At 67.4% G+C, this 19,498-nt stretch carries 12 protein-coding genes and 2 pseudogenes; 10 read left to right on the top strand and 4 right to left on the bottom strand.

What is annotated here, in order from left to right; translation table 11 throughout:
- Positions 1–330 precede the first annotated feature (330 nt).
- The 4 genes and pseudogenes from ACIBN2_RS45420 to ACIBN2_RS45405 form a co-directional block, all read left to right on the top strand.
- A complete protein-coding gene (locus tag ACIBN2_RS45420) occupies positions 331–558 on the top strand; it encodes a CU044_2847 family protein (RefSeq protein ID WP_399143662.1) in 228 nt (75 codons plus the stop codon).
- The gene (locus ACIBN2_RS45415; RefSeq protein ID WP_399143661.1) at positions 555–1,487 is read left to right on the top strand and encodes a trypsin-like peptidase domain-containing protein; all 933 of its coding nucleotides are present in this window, start codon (positions 555–557) and stop codon (positions 1,485–1,487) included. Before ACIBN2_RS45420 ends, ACIBN2_RS45415 begins: the two co-directional genes overlap by 4 nt.
- Positions 1,488–2,418: 931 nt before the next feature.
- On the top strand, positions 2,419–3,789 hold the full coding sequence (locus ACIBN2_RS45410) for a S8/S53 family peptidase (RefSeq protein ID WP_399143697.1): 1,371 nt from the start codon (positions 2,419–2,421) through the stop codon (positions 3,787–3,789).
- A 77-nt stretch (positions 3,790–3,866) separates the two neighbouring features.
- Positions 3,867–4,381 (top strand): annotated as a pseudogene (locus tag ACIBN2_RS45405) (HNH endonuclease family protein); the annotation flags it as partial.
- Here the strand turns inward: ACIBN2_RS45405 and ACIBN2_RS45400 are convergent.
- Positions 4,370–4,573, bottom strand: coding sequence for a hypothetical protein (locus tag ACIBN2_RS45400; RefSeq protein WP_399143660.1), 204 nt, complete (start codon positions 4,571–4,573; stop codon positions 4,370–4,372). The pseudogene ACIBN2_RS45405 and the gene ACIBN2_RS45400 overlap by 12 nt on opposite strands.
- Positions 4,574–4,686: 113 nt before the next feature.
- Between ACIBN2_RS45400 and ACIBN2_RS45395 the strand changes: the two genes are divergently transcribed.
- From ACIBN2_RS45395 to ACIBN2_RS45375, 5 genes and pseudogenes are all read left to right on the top strand, one after another.
- Positions 4,687–5,694: a hypothetical protein gene (locus ACIBN2_RS45395; protein ID WP_399143659.1), complete on the top strand. Its 1,008-nt coding sequence runs from the start codon at positions 4,687–4,689 to the stop codon at positions 5,692–5,694.
- Between the two features lie 53 nt (positions 5,695–5,747).
- The gene (locus ACIBN2_RS45390) at positions 5,748–7,769 is read left to right on the top strand and encodes a hypothetical protein (RefSeq protein WP_399143658.1); all 2,022 of its coding nucleotides are present in this window, start codon (positions 5,748–5,750) and stop codon (positions 7,767–7,769) included.
- Positions 7,766–8,725 carry an AAA family ATPase gene (locus ACIBN2_RS45385; protein WP_399143657.1) on the top strand — a complete coding sequence of 320 codons (960 nt, stop codon included), beginning with the start codon at positions 7,766–7,768 and terminating at the stop codon, positions 8,723–8,725. The genes ACIBN2_RS45390 and ACIBN2_RS45385 overlap by 4 nt, the downstream gene beginning before the upstream one ends.
- Positions 8,718–10,079, top strand: a pseudogene (locus ACIBN2_RS45380) (SAV_2336 N-terminal domain-related protein); the annotation flags it as partial. The gene ACIBN2_RS45385 and the pseudogene ACIBN2_RS45380, both read left to right, overlap by 8 nt.
- A 198-nt stretch (positions 10,080–10,277) precedes the next feature.
- Positions 10,278–11,042, top strand: a complete 765-nt coding sequence (locus ACIBN2_RS45375) for an HAD family hydrolase (protein WP_399143696.1) — start codon at positions 10,278–10,280, stop codon at positions 11,040–11,042.
- 520 nt (positions 11,043–11,562) lie between these two features.
- Here ACIBN2_RS45375 and ACIBN2_RS45370 read toward each other — a convergent pair.
- The 3 genes from ACIBN2_RS45370 to ACIBN2_RS45360 all read right to left on the bottom strand — a co-directional run bounded on the left by ACIBN2_RS45370 (position 11,563) and on the right by ACIBN2_RS45360 (position 17,993).
- Positions 11,563–12,444 (bottom strand): hypothetical protein, encoded by an 882-nt coding sequence (locus ACIBN2_RS45370; protein ID WP_399143656.1) that lies wholly within the window; start codon positions 12,442–12,444, stop codon positions 11,563–11,565.
- A 4,213-nt stretch (positions 12,445–16,657) separates the two neighbouring features.
- On the bottom strand, positions 16,658–16,804 hold the full coding sequence (locus tag ACIBN2_RS45365; protein ID WP_399143655.1) for a hypothetical protein: 147 nt from the start codon (positions 16,802–16,804) through the stop codon (positions 16,658–16,660).
- Between the two features lie 169 nt (positions 16,805–16,973).
- Complete coding sequence (locus ACIBN2_RS45360) at positions 16,974–17,993, bottom strand: hypothetical protein (protein ID WP_399143654.1); 1,020 nt, start codon at positions 17,991–17,993, stop codon at positions 16,974–16,976.
- Between the two features lie 102 nt (positions 17,994–18,095).
- Here ACIBN2_RS45360 and ACIBN2_RS45355 point away from each other — a divergent pair, with 102 nt between their 5' ends.
- A complete protein-coding gene (locus ACIBN2_RS45355) occupies positions 18,096–18,392 on the top strand; it encodes a hypothetical protein (protein ID WP_399143653.1) in 297 nt (98 codons plus the stop codon).
- Positions 18,393–19,498 lie beyond the last annotated feature (1,106 nt).

Below are 19,498 nucleotides of genomic sequence, written 5' to 3'. Positions count from 1 at the left end.
GGGGCGCAGGCCGCTTCGACTGGGCCGGACGGGACACAGGTGACCCACTGCAGACAGGCTTTCCGCCCGCAGTGCTCACCGGACCCGCATGCGGCAGAACTGCCAACGCCGCGCGCCATTTTGAAGGGACGCCGTCGGCCGATGCCTTTCAACAGGTGTCCGTGCGGCGGCGCCCGGGTCTACGCTGAGGTGACCGGCCTGGTCATGCGGGGGGACACCGCTATGGGGGAACATCAGGTAACTGCCGCACCACTGGTGCGAGTTGAGACCGTGCAGCTCAACGCCCATGGAACCAGGGAAATCGGACCCAGGACACGACCGTCAGCGTCGTTGGCTGATCGCGCGGGCGACATACAGGAAGCAATCCTGCAAGCTTCCGAGATTGCGCAGGATTCCCTTGCGCGGGTGCCAGAGCGGAGCGGGTGGTCCGTCACCGGCATGGAAGTGGTCTTCGGGCTCACACTGGCGGCCGAGGCGGGGGTGATCCTTTCGAAGGCGTCAGCGGAGGCGTCGTTCGAAGTGACGCTCACCGTGAAGCGGAGCGCTGACGAGTCATGAGCGCCTACTGGGTGCGGATCCGTGCAGAAGGCATGTATAAAGGCGCAGGTTTCCGTATGACGCGGCAGTTCGTTCTCACTGCCATGCACTGCCTGCGGGATCTGTCGAAGGAAGCCAGGCTAGAACTCGAACTGCCGGACGGGGCTGTCATGCACGGGCGCCTGCGCCGGTCGGCCCCGCAGGCCGACCTTGCCCTGATCGCCATCGAAGAATCAAGCGCCCGCGATCTGCGCCCGGCCGCGACGGACTGGCCCCGTCCGAATGCACGGTGGCGCGTTACGTACTCTCCGCCTGGAGATAACGCACGGCTGACCGGAAACGTGACGGACGAGCCGTACGACTTCCATAAAGCGGAGGGAGTCACCTACAAGGGATTCCAACTGACGGTGGAGCAGGAGCTCAAGAACTTCCAGGGGTACTCCGGAAGCCCCGTGGAGACCGAGCCGGGACATCCCGTCGTGGGAATCCTCATGGATGAGCAGCTCAGCCGCGAATACTCACCGGTGGTAACCAACGTCCTCTACGCCGCGTCCGTGCAGGAGGCAATGAGTCTGTTCCCGGAATTCCGCCTCACGCGACTGCGAGACTCGCTTCTTGCTTCAGAATCATCGTCCCATGAGCCTGAAACCCTGTCGATCGCCATGGGGCGTGCTCCCGAAGGGTCCCTGCGCGCGGCTGATGAGCTGCTCAGGTGGATGAGGCGGTGGGAGGAGACCGGCTCCCTCCACGAGTCCCACATCCCGTCGGCCAGCAGAGGGCATGCATCCGGCGACGGCTTCCTGCGCGCGGCTGATGAGCTGCTCGGGTGGACGAAGCGGTGGGAGGAGACCGGCTCCCTCTCGCCGGCGGAGGCCGCGGAATATCGGCGTCACATTCTGCGACGACTCGAAGATCGTGCGCTGGGAGGAAGCTTCGATGGGTGTAGCTGAGACCTCGGCAGTTCGGTGGCAGATAAGGATCGACGTCGCTGAACGGACACTGCGAGGCGACTGGCACGCCCGGGCCGAGCTGCACGACGAGGTGGGCCGCCTCACTGATGATGAGCATCTGCTCGACAACCCCGCTGCCGCTGACGGCATGTCCTATTTCGTGGCCATGCTCCGCGAGCTGGGCGATGAGGCGCAGGCCGACTACGCGCATGCGACTCAGGTAATCATCGACTGGGTCGGGCGTGGCCGTGTGCCTGCACAGCACGTGTGCGCCGTCCACACTCGGATGGCTGCCGTTCTCGCCGAAAGCGGGAAAGAGGGTGAGGCACGCGAGGCTCTCAGGACTGCGTGGAACACCGCGCAAACCCCCTGGGAGAGGGCCGGCACGCTCATCAAGCGGAGTGTGCTGGAGGCCCGACTCGGGGAGTGGGACCAGGCTCGCCGGCACGCCGTTCAGGCCGAGAGCCTCATCCCTCCGGCCGGCAGCGGCGCGGCGTGGCTCGACATACGGATGCATGCGGCGTTCGTGGACTTTCGCGCGGAGCAGAGGTCGGGCGCGCAGGATCAGCGGGCGATGCAGGAGCGCGCCGAACAGCTTGTAGAGGTCTGCAGTCAGCAGATTGACCGCTGGGGCGATGAGCACCCCCGGGCGTTGGAAGCCCTCACGCTGATGGCCACGGCCAGCCGCACGTTGGGCGAGATGCAGGACGATGTGGACAGCACGACGCGTGCCACAGATGTCCTGGAGGTCGTGGCCCAACGGTCATCGACACTGCTGGGCGCGCGCCATCCCCAGTCCCTTTCGGCTCGCGCCGCTCTCGAAGAGGCGTTGTCCCGCACCCCTCCGCCGCCGATACTTCCGCCTGCGCTGGTCGACCATCACGGGGCACCTCAGCGTTTCCGCGAGCAGTTCGACCAGATCCAGCGCTCGATGCCCGACGTCTCCCTGGCCCTGGGGCCCGGCGACGCGGCCGAGTTCATCTACGAGAAGGGTGTGGTCCTCGCCCGTGACGGTCAGGAGGCGCGGCTGGTCGAGGACACCGTGCGCATGTACTTCACCGAGGCGACCGGCCTGACCGCCGACCGTGTGCGGCGGGTCGGCCCGGAGACCAACCGTTCGGGCATCACCCGCATCCAGGTCGGCGACCCGGGCCACGGCGACCGGCACGGCGACCGGGCGGTCGCGCACGCCCTGCGGGCCATGCGCGAGCACGAGGGGCGCGCCGGGCGCCGGCTGGTCAGCCGCAACCACGTGGTGTCCATCGCGGGCAGTTCCAGCGGCGAACCGGTGCCTGCCCCACTCACGCAGGGCACCAACCCGAGTCCCGACGAGGGCGGCTACGACGTCGACACTGCCGCCGACGTCCTGATCGTCGACAACGGTCTCACGCACGACTACGGCGCGGTGCCCCTCCTCGCGCACGTCCAGGGCGACCTGCACGGCACCGAGACGGACGATCAGGGCAACCTGCTGCAGTACGTCGGCCACGGCACCTTCATCGCGGGCCTGGTCGCGGCCGTCGCGCCCAACACGGACATCACCGTGCGCAGCACCCTCAACGACGCGGGCGCGATCCTGGAGTCCGAGTTCGGAGAGCGGCTGTTCGCGGCGGTCGACGAGCACGGCTGGCCGGACATCATCAGCCTGTCCGCCGGCACCTCCAACGGCCGAGTGGACGGCCTGCTCGGCGTCGAGGGCTTCATGCAGGAACTGCGCGGGAAGCGCACCCTGATGGTCGCCGCGGCCGGCGATAACGCCAGCGCCACCCCGTTCTGGCCCGCCGCCTACGCCTCCCTGCCCGACTTCGCGGACGCCGTCCTCTCGGTCGGCGCGCTGCGCAGTGACGGCGAGTTCGGTGCCTGCTTCTCCAACCACGGCGCCTGGGTGAGCGCCTTCGCCCCCGGCGAGCGCCTGACCAGTGCGCTGACCGGCTTCGACGCACCGGTGCCGTACCTGTACCAGCACTCCACCTACGACGCCTGCCGCTTCGGCTTCGGCTACGCCTGCACCTGCCAGTATCCCCGCCACACCGGGGCGTTGAGCGAAGCCGGCACCCCGGTCAAACCGGACGAGGTGATGTTCGAGGGGTACGCGCACTGGAGCGGCACCTCGTTCGCCGCTGCGCTGGCTGCAGGCATGGCCGCTGCCTACATGACCGCTGACAAGGAGCTTGCCCCCCGCGCCGTCCGTGATCAGCTACTCACCGTGAACGCCGCGGTCGCGGAGATGCGTGGCGGGCACGTGCTGGCGCTGATTCCCCCCACATGGCGTCCCGGTGCCGTTGTAGAGCTCGGTCCGTGACGTGGAAGGTGTGGTTCAGTGCGGCCGTGCCGCGTACTCGTCTACCGGCAGCATAAGGCGCAGCAGCCTGGACAAGGGACCGCACCGGCTACGAGCGCACCAAATTCAAACACTGGATTGACGCGGACAAGGACGGCTGCAACACCCGCGCCGAGGTGTTGAAGGCCGAAGCGGTTATCGCCCCGAGGCAGGGGCCGAACTGCAGGCTGAGCGGAGGTCAGTGGTACTCGCCCTACGACGACCGGTACTTCGACGGTCCCAGGGCCTGGACATCGACCACCTGGTCCCGCTGGCCGAAGCCTGGGACTCCGGCGCCTCCGTCTGGACGTCGGGGGAGCGGGATGCCTACGCAAATGATCTGAGTGACCGCGCGCTGATCACAGTGTCGGCCGCCTCGAACCGATCCAAGGCCGATCAGGACCCCAGCACGTGGCTGCCGCCCGCCGAGGGCTACGGCTGCACCTACGCCACCAACTGGGTGGCCGACAAGACCCGTTGGGGCCTGAGCGTCGACGCCGCAGAACAGGCGGCGCTCGAGGACGCGCTCAGCGCCTGCCCCGACGCTCCCGTCACCGTCACATCAGCCCGCTGACTCCCAGACCCGGTGCTCGCCGTCGGCGGGCCGCATGTCCAGCTGCGTGCTGGCGGCCTGACCTGCGTTGAGCGCCGCCACCAGCCGCATGCGGTCCTCGGTCGACGGCGCGGAGTGGAAGAAGACCACTGGGCTCGCGCACGAGCCGCGCTTGCCCGCATTGATGACTGCGTCCTTCAGACGGCTGCCCATCCCGTGGTCTGTCCGAGCTTGTCGGCCCAGGATCCGTGCCATCGGCGGACATGTCGGCCGGACGGGCGATACGCTCATCTGATCGCGATACAGCTGGGGCAGCGGGAGGGCTCATGGGGGCGCGGCTGGTCTTCGTGCACGGCATCGGTGGTCCGCGGGACGCGGAAGAGGAGTTACGGGCATGGACCCGCTGTCTGGCCCGTGGCATGCGGGCAGCGGGCCATTCCGAGGTGGCCGCGCAGCTGTCCTGCGGGCGCTTCAACCCGGTCTTCGCGTACTACGGCGACCTGTTCCAGCCGGACCAGGGGCAAGGCGGCGGCCTGGGCGTTGACAGCGAGGAGACGGCCGCACACCTGCTGGAATTCCTCGTCGACCTTGTCGACGAGTTGGCGCGGGAGTTCGAGCCGGAACAGGACGGCGGTATGCCGACGGCTCTCGGCGAGGGCCTCGATGCCGAAGAGGGGCGACGTGTCCTGGCCCACGCCCGCGCCGAGGCGATGGGCGGTGGACAGCAGCAGGGCGTCATGAGCGGGGTGCGGCGGAGCCTGAACGTGGCGACGACCCTCCTGGAGCTCAAGCCATGGCGCCGGTTGGGGCAGTGGGTTGCGGCGAAGGCGATGGTGCGTGAACTGGCCCAGGTGGTGCGCTACTTGGAGCGCGGCGGCGATGATGTGTCCGGTGTCTCCTTGGACAAGCGGATCAGGGGCCGGGTCTCGCAGGCGCTGGGGGATGGGCCGACCGTGGTCGTCGCTCACTCGCTGGGCACCGTCGTGACGTGGGAAACGCTGCATGGGTATGCGCACGACGCCCCGCTGTTCACGACGCTTGGTTCACCGATCTCCATGCGCGCTTCGGTGTGGCCGAAGCTGCGTCCCCGCCCACCGCGGACTCCTGAGTGTGTCGGGCGCTGGCTGAATTTCTACGACCGTGACGATCCCATTGCCGCTCGCCCGAAACTGGAGAAGGACATTGCGCCCAACACCCGCCTGGTCCGGCCGAGAACCTGCCGGGTGGACTCGGACGGCCCGTGGGTGCACCCGGCGGAGGCGTATCTCGTGCATGCCGGGGTGGCCGGGCCGGTGGCCGAAGCCCTGGTCATTGCCGACCGGGAGGGTGGGTGACGGCGGGCAGACCGCCGCGCCATGCACTGGTGATCGCGACACAGTGCGCGAGCATGGAGCGTCTGAAGGACCTGGACCACACCGCCAAAGGCCTGCACGAGGTGTTGCTCGATCCGCGCCTGGGCGGCTGTGAGCCCGGGCTGAGTGACAGTGCCTCGCTCGTCGTGGGCCAGTCACTCGACAGCGACGACATCACCGACCTGGTGCGGGACGGGTACCGGTACGCGGGACAGCGCAGAGCGGTGTTTGTCCTGGCCCTCCTGGGACACGGGTTCACACCCGGTGACTCCAGCACGCTCTACTACATGGGCAAGGAGTCCGTGGAGGGGGTGCGGGACGGCGCCGTCAACGTCAACGAGCTGCTGACCACGGCAGTGGAGCAGTCAGGCGTGCGCGGTGTCATCGGTCTGCTCGACATGTGCCACGCTGGCGGCGCGATGCCGTCTGCACACGAGCTCGCGTTGGGAGCCCGGCACGGCAAGAGCCGTATCGCTCTGTTGATGGCCTCCTCCGTGCAGCAGACCGCCAGGGAACTCCAGTTCTCCAAGAACCTCACCCGCGTGCTCACACAAGGCGTGGACGAGTGCGGACCCGTTGTCGATGTTGTCAGGGCCGGACACGCTATCCGCCCGATCGCCGGCCAGGACGTCGTCATCAACCAGCACTGCGGGGACCAGAGCGCCACCGCTCCGCTGTGGCTGGCCTGGAACGCCCGCCACCGGGAAAACGACGGGGCCGGCCTGGTCGGCTTCCGGGCCCGCGAACAGGTGACGGCAGCCCTGGCAGCATTGGCCACCGGGACCGGCCAGGATCCACGGCAGACTCCGGCCGACGTACGGCAGGCCGCCGACCTGCGCAACGAACTCCTGCCAGACGCCGCAGCACGCAATAGTGCTGGTCAGCGTGCGGTAACGGCCCTCACCGGGCTCATCACCGCCGTCAAGACCGTTGAGTTCATCCGCTCCTGGCTGGGCCCCGACCTGACGACCGATCGGCTGCGCCGCGCTCTCCACCTGCTCCTGAGCGCCGAACCTTACATCCCCTCGGACAGTCCGGACCTCACCGAGCAGGACGTCCTGGACTACCTGGCCTTCGAACACCCTATTGGGGACAACTCCCGCCGATGGGTGACACGTTTCGTCCTGCTGCTGGCACAGGAGGCCGAACGCGACCTTGAAGACCCGGCCCTGCTCGAGTGGGCGAAGAGCATCGACGCGCAGGTCCTCGTCAACGACGCCCGCGCCTTCGCGCAGGCCAGCAGGGCGAAACGACGGCTGAACCTCGTCGTCAGCCTGCACTCCTCGCTGGCAGGCGATTGGCCCGAAGCCCTCGACTGCTGGCTGCTACGGGACGGCTCCCTGCTCCACCACATGGTCTTCCGGTGCGAAACACCGGGCAAAGCGGGCGCGGAGGACGCCCTGGACGACGCGGTCCTGTGGGCACAGGACGAGGCAGACGCCCTCGGATTCCGGCTGCGCCAAGTGGACATCGCCCTGCCTGCCAGACTGCTGCTCGACTGGCGGCCCGAAGAGGCCGGCGACGTGGAGGTACTCGGCGCCAACCACCGGGTCGTACTGCACTGGAGCGGACGCCTCGCCCCGACCCGTCTGCTGAGACGCCTTCAGGGCACGGTACGCGACCGCTGGGAGAAAATGATCTCCTGCACCCGAGGAGCCCCGGTGGACTGGATCGGGATCGAGACCTCCCTGCGGCCGGACGAACTACGGACCGCACTGCGCCGTGGGAGCTACCCGCGCGGCATCGGACTGGACCACCACCCCGTAGCAGCCCGCGAGCAGTTGATGGAAATGCTGCTCGCCTACACGCCCGTCCTGGTGTGGCCCGGCCAGGGAGCCGGGGGCGCCCAGCAGTGGCGTCAGGACCTGGACCGGTACTGGCATTCCCTGCCGGACGGCATTCTCCACGCCTATCGCCGTGCCTGGCAGAGCGGCGAGCGCGAAGCCATCGCCGACCTGCGGCTGGTGTGGGACAACGGTGAATGGCTGGACCTCTGCCATCGCCTCTCCATCTCCATAACAGAGCCGGCGCACGGCCCATCCAAGGAGGCCACATGACCTGGAACACCTACTACGCAGGCACCGGCAGGTCGACGGGCCCTGTCGAGCTGCCCCCGCCTCCGCCATGGCGCACGATGGGCCAGAGCACCGCGGCGGACGTGTTCCAGCCGCCCCAAGGGCTGCTTGATGCGGTCAACGCGGCCCTGTGCTTGCGCCGCCCCCTGTTGGTGACCGGTCCGCCCGGCTCGGGCAAGTCCACCATCATCGAACAGGTGGCTGCCGAACTCGAACTCGGCCCCGTCCTGCGCTGGACCGTGACCTCCCGAAGCACTCTCAGCGACGCCCTGTACCGGTACGACGCCCTCGGCCGCATCCATGCCCAACGCCTCCATCAGGAACTGGCGCGGACTCAGCCCGAACGCGCCGCGAAGGTCGTCGACGATGTCGCGGACTTCGTGTACCTGGGTCCTCTCGGCACCGCGCTGCTTCCTTCACCGCGGCCCCGTGCCCTCCTGATCGACGAGCTCGACAAAGCAGACCTTGACCTGCCCGGAGACCTCCTCGACGTGCTTGAGCGCGGCACCTACCACATCGTCGAACTCGTCCGGGAAGGACAGGACGACGCTGACGTCATGCTGTGGGACAGCGCCGAATCCTTCCGCGTCGAAGGCGGGCGGGTGCAGTGCACCGAATTCCCGTTCATCGTGATGACCAGCAACGGCGAACAGGAACTGCCCGCCCCGTTCCTGCGCCGATGCGTCCGCTACGACATGCCGGCGCCCACCTCCGATCTCATCGGACGGGTCGTCCGCGCACACCTAGGCATCGACACCGACTCCGGTCCCACCAAGGATCTGATCGATCGCTTTGTGGACCGGGTCCGGGCGAAGGAGCGGGTCGCCGTCGACCAGCTACTGGGCACCCTGCACCTGCTGCGGGGGGTGCCGGAGGCCAATACCGGAGAGCGCCAGCGAGTCGAGCAGCTGTTGATGAGGGCGCTCGGCGGTGCCTGACAGGAAGGGGCCAAGCGCGGCGAGAGACGACGATGGCCTGGCGGCAGCCGCCCAGGCCGTCCTGCGGGCCGCACCGGACCTGGACGCGGTGGCCGTCGCTGAGATCCTCTGGCTGGCCGCCTCCCGGGCGCCACAACGCGATGACGATGCCCTCCGCACCCCGAGACAACGGTCCGGGCCGACCCATCGGGGCCAACGCGACGGTGGCTGGGACCACCTCAAAACCTGGGCGCGGCCTGCTCCGGACCGCCAGAGACTCGGCGACGGGCGTCCATCGCACGCCGTCGTCCTCCCCGGCGCCTCCCGACTGCCCGCCCGCAGACTCGCCCGCGCTCTCCAGCCGTTCAAACGGACTTGGCGGCGTGGGATCACGCAGCGCTTCGACGTGGATGCAACCGTCGCCGAGTATGGACGCACGGGAGAACTCTTCCCAGTGTTCGTTCCCTCCGAAGAACGCTGGTTCGACCTGGCGCTCGTTCTGGACCGCTCTGTGTCCATGGCCGTGTGGCGGGACACCACGGAGGAACTGACACGGATCTTCCGCCACCTGGGTGCATTTCGCACGGTCACCGTGTGGGAGCTGCGCACCGACCACCCCGAGCCCCTTCTACGCCGGCAAGGCCGCGCGGCCGATGACGCATTCCCGTTCTCTGCTCTCCATCCGACCCGAACACGCTCTCTGACCGTGGTGGTGTCCGACTGCACGTCCCGCTCCTGGCGCGAGCGGCGCATGTGGGAGCAACTGCACCGCTGGGCGCGGCACGCACCGACCGCCTTGATCAACCCGCTGCCCACGGGGATCTGGCGGCACGTGGGCGTGGACCTCCCAGCGGTACGCACCGGCGCAGCAGAGACACCCGGAGGAGGAAACCCAGGCCTGCGCCCGGCTGAACCCCTCATCTACGGCGGCGTGGAGCTGCTCCCCGTACCGGCCCTGAGCCTGTCACCCAGATCGCTAGGGCAATGGGCCCGCGTCCTGATGCGCGGCAGTCGAGAAGGCTGCGACGCCTTGCTCGTGGCCGCGCAGGACGACACCTTCGAACCGCCTCCTCCTGAGCCCTTGCCCGGCACCGACGTCGCGGAAGGATTCCGGTACCTGGCCTCGCCCGCCGCGGTGCGGCTGGCCGCGCTCTGCTCTCCATTCCCGGAGTTCAATCTGGACATGATCCGGTTCGTCGCCGAGGCACTCGTGCCAGAAGCCACCACGTCCGACATCGCCGAACTCGTCGTGGCCGGGCCACTGGTGGTCAGCCGTTCAACCGGCGACGGCACGGCCCCTGTGTGGCTGAAGTTCCGCCCAGGTGTCCAGGCCAATTTCCGGAGCCTGCTTGGGGCCAGGGAGGCATGGCGTCTCCACGATGCCCTCGAGGTCCTACGGGATCGCCCGGAAGGCTGGCAGGAGCGTCCGCATGCCCTCGTCGCGGAGCCGGCGGTCGCTCCTTTGGGAGAAGATCCAAGTGCTCCCCCCCTGTCCGATGCTGCGACATATGTGCTTCGGGCTCTTGAACGTCCGAGCACTGCGGTGCCGCCGACGGAACCGCGGTCGCCCGTGATGGTGCAGGCGACGGTTCAGGCCCACCGGCCGAAGGCTCCGGCCGGTGGCCTCGTGACCGGTGCAGCGGCGGAGATCGAATTGAGGGCCTTGGTAGAACGGGCACGAGTTGTTCTATTCGGTTTTGACGGCCCGATCTGCCGCCTGTTCGCCGGTCATTCGGCGGAGCGGGTGGCTGCCGAGCTGGCCGGCTGGCTCGAAGGGCGAGGCCTGCACGGCCTGCTGACGAAGTCCGAACTGAAGACCCTGGACCCGCACGTCGTGCTGCGCGCGGTGGACCGCCGGCATCCGCGCAGCGACCTGGTGGCGGAGCTGGAGGAACGCCTCACCCAGGAGGAACTGCGCGCCACGGCAACGGCGTTGCCCACGGCCTACGCCGATCCCCTGATCCGCACCTGGAGTGCGGTCGGCTCCCGCCTTGCGATCACCACCAACAACTCCCCGCGAGTGGTGCGCACATACTTGGCGAGCCGCGACCTCACCGAGTGCTTCGCCCCGCACATCTACGGCCGCACCCAGGACCTGCACCGCCTCAAGCCGGACCCGTACTGCCTCAACCGAGCCCTGAACGCCATGGACGTATCCCCGCAGGAGGCCCTCATGATCGGGAACACGCCCTCCGACCTCGAAGCAAGCCAGAACGCCGCAGTTCCATTCCTCGGCTACGCCCGAAACGAAACTGTACTGAAGAGGTTGCGTGATGCGCACGCCGACGTGGTGGTTGAGTCTCTTGAGCTTGTGCTGAGGGCACTGAAGTCGTGGTAGGCGGCTTCCGGTTGGTTAGGCGACTGACGGCCCGTCGCTCAAGCTCGGGACACAGCGAGGCGCTTCTCGCTGACGCCGAATTGTCAGTGCGCCGACGAGCTCTGTGGGCTTTGTGGCGAGTAGTGGCTGGACTCGGTTGATGGCACCAGACGAACTTTTCTTGCGCCGTTGCCTCGACGGGGAGTTGGTCCGGCACGACGGGGCTCAGCATTGCCCGTCTGCTCCGCCAGCATGGCGAGGCTTGTGTTCGCCGGTCCGGGGCTTGCGGATCCTGCCGTGGCTCCCGGGCTGCGTTCGGGCGGCTCTCAACACCCGAAGGGCCAGCCGGTCGAGGTGTTCGGGTGACGTGGCTGGGCGACTGATACGCCGGCGGGCACGCGCGCGGCCTTGCGGAGCGGGCAGGCGTCCGAGCAGACACCGTCAGGCGGCCAAGCACCGGGATGTGCCGGTTTGTTGGAACCTACTCCGGAGCGTGGGCGTCTCGTGGAGGCGTGTGGCGTCGGCCGGTGAGCGGTGCCGGTCAGGGACGGAATCCGGGGCCGAGCACGGGAGGGGGCGTCGTACCCGGGGGCTTGCGTTCCTTCGACGACGGTTCTTCCGGCGGGGGCGCGTGAGCAGGTTCGGAGGCAGCCGTGTTTTGGTTCACAACCCGCCTGCGTGTTCGCGCACGGTTAGCCGCAATGGGGCGATCCCCTTGTTGAAGTTCGAGCGCCGTCGGCTCTTGATCACCCTCGGATGTTGGTTCCTCGATCGCCGGGGCTGGTTCTGTTGCGTGGTGTGCTGGTTCAGCGGCGACGGTGAAGTCCCGCACCGAGTCGCCCAGTTGCTGCAGCTCGTGCACGTTGATGTTGTGCACGGCCTGGCCGACGGTACGGGTGAGGTCGTCGGCGAGGCCGAGGAGGGTGGGATGCAGGATGTACTTGCCCAGCTTGACCACCGCCTCCCACTCCTTGTCCCCGCGGGCCAGTTCGGTGCAGATGGTGGCGGTCCAGCCCTCGGGTGAGGCGTGCGGGAGCACCAGTCGCCCGAGCGCGTCGAAGGCGTCGGCCATCTGGCGTTCCTCGAGATGCGCCACGTCGGCCTGACCCGCCAGGGCCAGGTCTGCCTCACTCCATCGGTGGGCCAGCGCGTGCACAGCGAGTTTCAAGGAGGTGCAGACGAACGCCTTCTGCGCTGCGGCCTCGGCCGGTGGCTGGACCGGCTGGCCATCACCCAGCATCGCTTGTGTCTGGCCCGCCAGAACGCCGAGAGCCCACGCTTTCCGGTCCTCGTCCGCAGGGGTCCTCTTCAGTTCCCGGGCTGCGTCGCGGGCGGCCCTCAGCACCCCGCGGGCCAGCTGGTCGAAATGCTCAAGCGACGTGGCAGCCCACTGGCTCGGGCCCGTCTGGTCATCGGCGTTCACGTTGCTCCCCCTTCTCGGCCGGCCCGACAAGACGAGTGGGAAGGACCGGCAGGCCCAGGATGCCCCGCCTGATGCCGGAGTAGCCCATCAGCCGTGGCGGAACGGCGGATACCGCGCCCCGCACCGCCACGGTTGTCTCAGTTCCGATCGTCGCTGTGTTCGCTCACTGCGGTGGAACCGGTCGGAGGCCCGCAGAGGCGGCCGCATTCCACGACATGACTGGCCTTTGCCCGGACGTCACCCCGGCCCTCCAACTGGATTGCCGATCCGGTGTCCTCTGGCGTGGAGCAAGTGCGCTCAGGGTGCCGGGGGCCACTTCGGCTCAGCCGTCGACGGCCCCGGACTCTCCCCGAGCCCGCCAGGAGAGCAGCCGCTCGAGCACCAGACTTCAGCCACCACGAGCGATCTTGAACAGGGTCACATCCGGATAATGTTGGACCGAAGCGAAGAGGAGCAACCTTTCTCCATTATTAGAGGAGCCCAAAAGATTGCAGTAGTTAGCCATTGCAATTTCTATTGAAAAGGTATGTTGAGAGATGGATACGAGCACTGACGCTCAAACCCTGAGGGTTCCCGACGGCTGTCTGGAGGAAGGAGACACCGCCGTCGCTTGCGCTCTTGGGCATGCCACAGCAGCGGCTGTCCGGCTCCAGCGGGTATCCACGGGAGCCGGACAGCCGGCTTCGGTGTGTTAGGCCGGAGCTTTGGTATGGCGAGGCGATGAGGTACCGGTGCTGCTCCGGAGATACCACTGAGGCGAGAACCGGCTGGCCGTGCCCCGCGCAGAGCCGCGGGGCTGTCAAAGCCCCGTCCGTCTGCGGACGATGCGCTCGACGTAAGGGCGATGCTGTTCTTTTCATCGCGCCCGGTCACAACGCCATCGGCCCGGCCGGTCTTCGGCTGGGACCTGGTGAGCTGCTGGTGGCATGCGTGGGATGTGGGCCGGAGCGCCCGTGGGCGGGTTCCAGCCGTAACAGGCAATACCGCATCGCGTATAAGCGCAGGCCATGCCATACGCGGCACCGGGGCAGGACCGTGGTCCGGGGGAGTCAAAGCGGCCCGTCCATGCTCGTTGAGAGACGCTCACCGGCGCGACGGCGGGAGTTTGCGCCGGTGGCAGGTGGGCCGCTGCCGCATCTATGGCCGCCTGACTTTGACCGGACGGTGAAAGCCTGCCCGAGTCTGCTCCTGCAGTCGGGCAGTGCAGCCGTATAGGCGTGCGCTGCGACTGCCACCAGGCGGCTGTCTCGGTTATCGGTGACCACGTGGGCGTCCTGGTCGTTACACGATGAGGGGTGCTCTGTCCTGTGGCCCTGGGGCGGCCCGATCACGCGACAACGGCTGGCAGGGCAAGCATTCTGGGGCATCGCGTTGGCTGTGGCTTGTGGTGGCGCAGAGTGCTTGCGTGGATGCTGGCGTAAGGAGCGGGCGGGCACCGCCGCAGCTGCCCGGCTGATGGTGCTCTCGGCCTCTACCGTGCAGGTCAGGGAGTTTACTGGCCCCGGTGAGGCCGTCCTCGCATCTGGTGGTTGGCCCGCAGCCTGCCTGAGCCGCGGCGGAAAGCGGTAGGCCCCGTGTCTGCCGGCGTCCCGCGGTATGCCAGGTGGCACTCAGGGAGGAAGCAGAGTGGGATTTCCATCCTGTACAGGCGCCGCAGCTGCCCTCCATCTTTCACACTGTCCCGTCTTGAGCCCTGTGCGGTGCAGTGTTCGGCCCGAACCGAAACACTCGTGTCTGCAGCTGGTGCTGCATCGAGGAAGCGCCAACCTCGCTGCAATACGGGGTTGTTGGCGAAGGGTCAAGCACTCTTCGCTGCAGGTCAGAGAGTGGAATCTTCATCAGTGTCCCGCGGCTTTCCGCTTTTTGGCCCCCTCTCATCCATCCTGAGTGGACGGCAGCCGGTTTCTTCAAAGACACTGCCGTGGGCACGGGTTGCAGATCGCCCCTCAGTTGGGGGAGGTCTGTCCTCAAGCTCGTGTCCAGTCATCGTCATTGCTCATCTGTTGGTCCAGACGGGGTGACGAGGAAGCACTGCGTGGGTGCTGGTTGCAGCCTCGCCCGCGCCGGACCCGGCCCACCGGCCGCATTGCGGCCTGCAGGCTCCGGTTCCTGGTGTGGGGGCGGGTCCCGATCGGGGCCCGCCCCCACACACAAACGGGGTTGTCTGCTCAACTGGGAGAGCGTGATGGACCACTGTTTCCTACTCCGCGCAATGGCAGGGCCCTTGATCGTGCGGGTTGCGGGGCATCGGACGCACAGCCTGTCACCGGCCGGGCGGCGGTTGCGCCGTCGAGAGCTGTCCACCGGGGTTCTGGCTTTGCCGCACCTCCCCAGCCGTCCCCAAAGACCTCTGGGATCCGGGCAAAGAACACGGCACTGCCGATCCGAGCGATCAGCGACGGCCGGTACCCAGCACGCCCGGAGGTACAGGGCGTCCAGGATGGACGCCTGCCTTCTCGCGTGAGCAGTCCGACAGCCGGTATCCCGGCCGCGTAAGAGGACCGTGCACCGGCCGGGCGCACGGTCGGCCCCGAAAGACTTCCGCCGCGTATGGCCGACGACCGGCACTCTCCGGGCCACAGGCTTCTGTCCAGCAAACCAGTGCCAACCCCCTCTTCGAGCCCGGACGCCCCGCTTTCCGCTCAGCGCGGCAGACACGGCTCTTCGCAACGCTCCGAATAGCAGAGCCGGGCAGCAGACAGATTCGGCACAGCAGTGCCATGCGGACGGCGGCACAGCCTCCTGGAGCGACTCGTGCCCTCAGCCCCCCACGGGGGGATGCTGCAAGAGGCGGCCTATAACGCAGCAGCTCCCCCCAGGATCCCCGGCAAAGCCCGCCACGCCGGCGACGTCACTGTCCTTTGAGCCGCCTTGACGACGACGGCGGGCCAAGGGCAGCAGACGAGCCCGCCGGTCGGCGTTTGCCGGCATTCCCGGCCCTCATGGCAGACCTCCTGAGGTCTCTTCCCCGGTCTTGCCCGAGTGCGAGCGCATGCCGGACACCAGGCACCTCCTTTCAGGGCGTGACTGCCGCCAGTCCCGTCCTCTCACGGCACGCGGCCGCCGGTGCGCCCAAACGAACACAGAGCGGGCCCTGCCCCTCACGGCACGCGGCCGCCGGTGCGCCCAAACGAACACAGAGCGGGCCCTGCCCCTACCCCCGGCGGTGCGCCGCTGCCGAAACCCTCCCTCAACTGGAACGGTGCTTTACTAAAGTTAACACTTGAATGTTCGATTTATGCACAGTGTGAATTCTCGGAGCGAAAATATAGGAGTCAGATCACCGAACCGGGCTTCGGAGCGCCACGATCACTCGCAGGGTAGCGAAGCTACATTCCTCTGAAAAACCTCGAGGAGGCACCGGAGAAGGGGGAGCGAGGCAGAATTAGCCCGCTGAAAAAATATCCGGCGGCACCTAGTCCGTGAAAACGCCCGACCTGACGAGCCCGAGGGGACCGTCACGACGCCAACGCCTGCCGAAGGGGTAGAGAAGACGGATGCCCTCCGGGAGCGGAACGGAAGAAGGATCCCGCTCGAAAGACCAAGGACACAATAGACAGTGCCCCGGCCCCGAGCAGAATCAACCACCCGAACTCCGACAACCTTTTCTAGGCATGATTACTGCCGGTCGTGCGGCTACACATGGCGGCGACGGAGAGAAGCAGAGAAAACGGCACGAGGAGGAAAGAGAGGGCAGTAACACTCGAGCAGACGACGACTCGCGGAGAACAATGCCACGTGGTTCAGGAGTGATATCGGCCCGTCCATTCACAGCAGGGATACCGCCCGCGCCTGCGGAGCCGCCCGGCCCTCCGCCTGCATCGGAGACACCTGCGCGGGCAGAAGCGGCAACCACGCCACGAGCGTGCTGCACGACCCCGGCCCCGGCCAACGACACCGTCACCGCCGCGACGCCCTCGGCCGGGCCCAGGGCGTAGAGGCACCGCAAGCTCGAGCTCCGCGCCCAGGAGCCCGCCCTGGGCCTCGGGGGTGTCCCGGAGGCCTTCCACACGGTCCAGAACACGACCGGGGCCCGCAGAAGAAGACCAGCCGGTCTCCGTCCGCCTTCGAGCCGATCGCCACGACCGGTGGACTCGACGGTGAGCGTGACGCACGCACCCGAGGCGGACTTCAGCCCGTGGTCGCACCTGACCGCGGAGTCGATGCCGAGGTACAAGGACGAGAAGATGCCCACCGTCTCCGTGGAGACCTTCTACACCGAGGTCGCCTCGGCGTCCATGACGGCGTCGATGGAGAGCTCGGCGCCCATGCCGTGCGCCCCGGACCGCGAACCCCCGCGCCGTGCCCAGCTGGTCACCGCCGTGACGGCGACGCGGACCGGCCCTGCCACCGCGTACACACACGCGAGGAATGCGCACCCTCCGTGTCCGCGTACGACAAGCCGGACCGCCAGACCGCCCTGGACGCCGCGCCCATCCCGGCGGGGGGACGTACACGTCACGGCACACACAGAAGGGTGGGGCAGGCGCCTCATGATGCCTGCCCCACCCTCTCCTCCGATCCGGCGTCTACGCAGCCCAGTCGGCGTGCCCGGCATGCGTCGCGGTGAACCGGTTCCACTCCCGGCGCTCCTCCGGACTCGGCGATCGCACCAGTCTCTTCGTGAGCGTGTGCAGCACCATCTGCGTCCGAGTGTGGGCCCCGACCATGCCCGCCTCGCTCGCCCTCGCGATCATCCATGCCGGCACGAACATCCCCGCGAAGATGCGGTTGACCATCTCGATGTCCAGCCGGGCGTCGGCCGCGAAGGCCTTGATGGTCGCGCCCCGCTCCGTCAGCGCCTGCTCCAGCGTGACCGCGAACCGCTGCCGCGCTGGCGAGGCCACGACGACCGCCACCTGCACCTCCGCCGGCTGCATCTGGACCCGTAGCTTGCGCAGGTGCCTGGGGTTCCACTGCGACCCGACATCCCGGTTCACACCGAACCGGGCGAACGCCCGCGCCCATCCGAGCTGCTGACGCACCGGCACTTTACAGCCGAACAAGATCGCCGCCAGGTGCTCGAACGTCATCGGACGCTTCCCGCTGAGCACCGCACTCAGCGTGGTGCGGCTGTAGGGGATACCACCCTGTAGCGTGGCCTGGGCCAGCACCCGCAGCGGCACGTCCACGTAGCGCCGCAGGGCCTGCAGCACTGTCCGCAACTCCTCCTCGCTCTCCAGGTACTGGGGCACCCCGAGCGTGCTGGTACGTGCCCAATGTGCCACGGCACGCGCCACCAGCGCGGCCTCGGCGTCGCTGCTCGGCTCCTCCTGGGCGTCGCGCACCTTGCCCCACAGCCGCCGAGCGGTCGCCTGGTCACCCTCACACACACGCACCCACGCCTCCACGGTGCGCCACGAGGTGCGGGGATCCCCATGGCTGGCCTTGGACAGCGAAGCCTGCGAGACACCGGAGGCATCGGCGATCTTCTTCAGCGTCATCGGCTCCGCCACCGTACTGGCCTTGGCCTGGAGGCCACGCAGGAACCGGGCCAGAGCATGCTCAGGGTCGTCCCGGTGGAGCAGCGGGTCTGAAGTACGGGCCATGTTGGTCTCCTTCCATCCGGCCCGAAGGCCGGGGCCCGAAAGCCCCGGCCGCAACAGGGAGGACGTCAGGCGGTCAGAGACACACGGACCTGATTGCCCATCATGATGATCAGGGCCACCGCGGCAATGATGGCGGCGATCTCCATCCCCGCCATCATGCATGTGACCACGACCCCCGAGATGATCGCCGTGATCGCCACGGCCTGCCACGACGGCGCGGCCGGACGCGAGGACCTGTCCCCGTCCGCCGAGGGCACCGGATACGGCAGGGTGGCGCCGTTGACGATCACGTACGGACCCGAACCGACGGGCGCCGTCGCCGGGCCCGAAGAGGCCACGGCGTACGGACGGATGACCCCGTCGACGATGATGAACGGCCCCTCCATGGAAGAGACCTGAGCCGACTGGCCCGAGAACGTCGAGCCGACCGGGACACCGGCCGGCTCCTGCGACGGGACCCACGGCTGCACACGGCCATCCACGACCACGAACGGCCCGGCCCCAACGGGGGACGGGCCTGAAGGCTGCGGATGCTGGGCGTTGGTGTACATGACATTGCTCCGTTCTACGGAAACGGACGTGGTGCTGCCCGCCGCAGCAAGCAGCACCACGTCCTCTTGGTCCAGACGGGGTAGGTGCCCCATCAGAGGCATCCGTGCCGTCCTCGCACACGCCGGTTGCAGCCTGCGCAGGCGAGATACGGCACGCCTCCGATTCCAAATATGGACCACCGGCTAGCACCCACAGCTGGCCGGCGACCAGTTCTGAAGATCCACCACCACCCCTTGACACGACGCCACTTGGGCAGCCGCCCCGCAACCCACCCGAGCCTTACTGCTCGTCAACTACCCAGCGCGCCAGCGCGACCGCTCACTGATGCATGCCAACTGATGCCATAACGCCCTAAGTTGAGCAATAAACCACCACAACAGGCTTATTGACTACCTATCAGCAACAGAGCGATCAAACGCGGCAACAAACACCAGAATCAACCCGCTTGAACAAGCACACTCGAACAGACATGCGCCCGGATGCCCAAACCCAGGCCCCATAGCCAAAAACCACACCACACCCAGAAACCCCAGAAAATAAAAGGCCGCCAGGCCGATACAGAAAAAGAACCAAGGCCATCCAGACATCCACAAGGCCAGATATAAAACCATTCCGCAAAAACAAGCCGATCGGCAGATCGGCACCCCTGTAAACAAAACGATACAGAGCACCAGATAAAAAAGAAGCCATGCCGGCAGGCGTGGCAGATAAACTCCGAAGAAACCCCAATTGCAACCCAGAACATTAATCCAATAAACGCTTTGCCGCCAGGCAAAGCAACACCAATCATAAACAATCCAAACAACCCAGATTTGCCGCCAGGCAAATCAAACGCCTAACTAAGGGACGCGTCAGCGGCCCGACATAAACCACAACGAATTCGCCGCCAGGCGAATTCCGGGGCGAGAAATTTCGCCAGAAATTTCTTTAGGGGCATTTATGCCCCTCCGCCC

The organism is Streptomyces sp. NPDC050534, from assembly GCF_044457745.1.
GTDB lineage: Bacteria > Actinomycetota > Actinomycetes > Streptomycetales > Streptomycetaceae > Streptomyces.
Note: the sequence above shows the minus strand (reverse complement) of the source record. Positions and strands in the feature narration are given on the sequence as shown.

Coding starts and splice junctions, on each gene's coding strand:
- ACIBN2_RS45415 (WP_399143661.1), top strand. CDS start 555: ATGAGCGCCTACTGGGTGCGGATCCGTGCAGAAGGCATGTATAAAGGC.
- ACIBN2_RS45410 (WP_399143697.1), top strand. CDS start 2,419: ATGCCCGACGTCTCCCTGGCCCTGGGGCCCGGCGACGCGGCCGAGTTC.
- ACIBN2_RS45400 (WP_399143660.1), bottom strand. CDS start 4,573: ATGGGCAGCCGTCTGAAGGACGCAGTCATCAATGCGGGCAAGCGCGGC.
- ACIBN2_RS45395 (WP_399143659.1), top strand. CDS start 4,687: ATGGGGGCGCGGCTGGTCTTCGTGCACGGCATCGGTGGTCCGCGGGAC.
- ACIBN2_RS45390 (WP_399143658.1), top strand. CDS start 5,748: ATGGAGCGTCTGAAGGACCTGGACCACACCGCCAAAGGCCTGCACGAG.
- ACIBN2_RS45385 (WP_399143657.1), top strand. CDS start 7,766: ATGACCTGGAACACCTACTACGCAGGCACCGGCAGGTCGACGGGCCCT.
- ACIBN2_RS45375 (WP_399143696.1), top strand. CDS start 10,278: ATGGTGCAGGCGACGGTTCAGGCCCACCGGCCGAAGGCTCCGGCCGGT.
- ACIBN2_RS45360 (WP_399143654.1), bottom strand. CDS start 17,993: ATGGCCCGTACTTCAGACCCGCTGCTCCACCGGGACGACCCTGAGCAT.
- ACIBN2_RS45355 (WP_399143653.1), top strand. CDS start 18,096: ATGATGATCAGGGCCACCGCGGCAATGATGGCGGCGATCTCCATCCCC.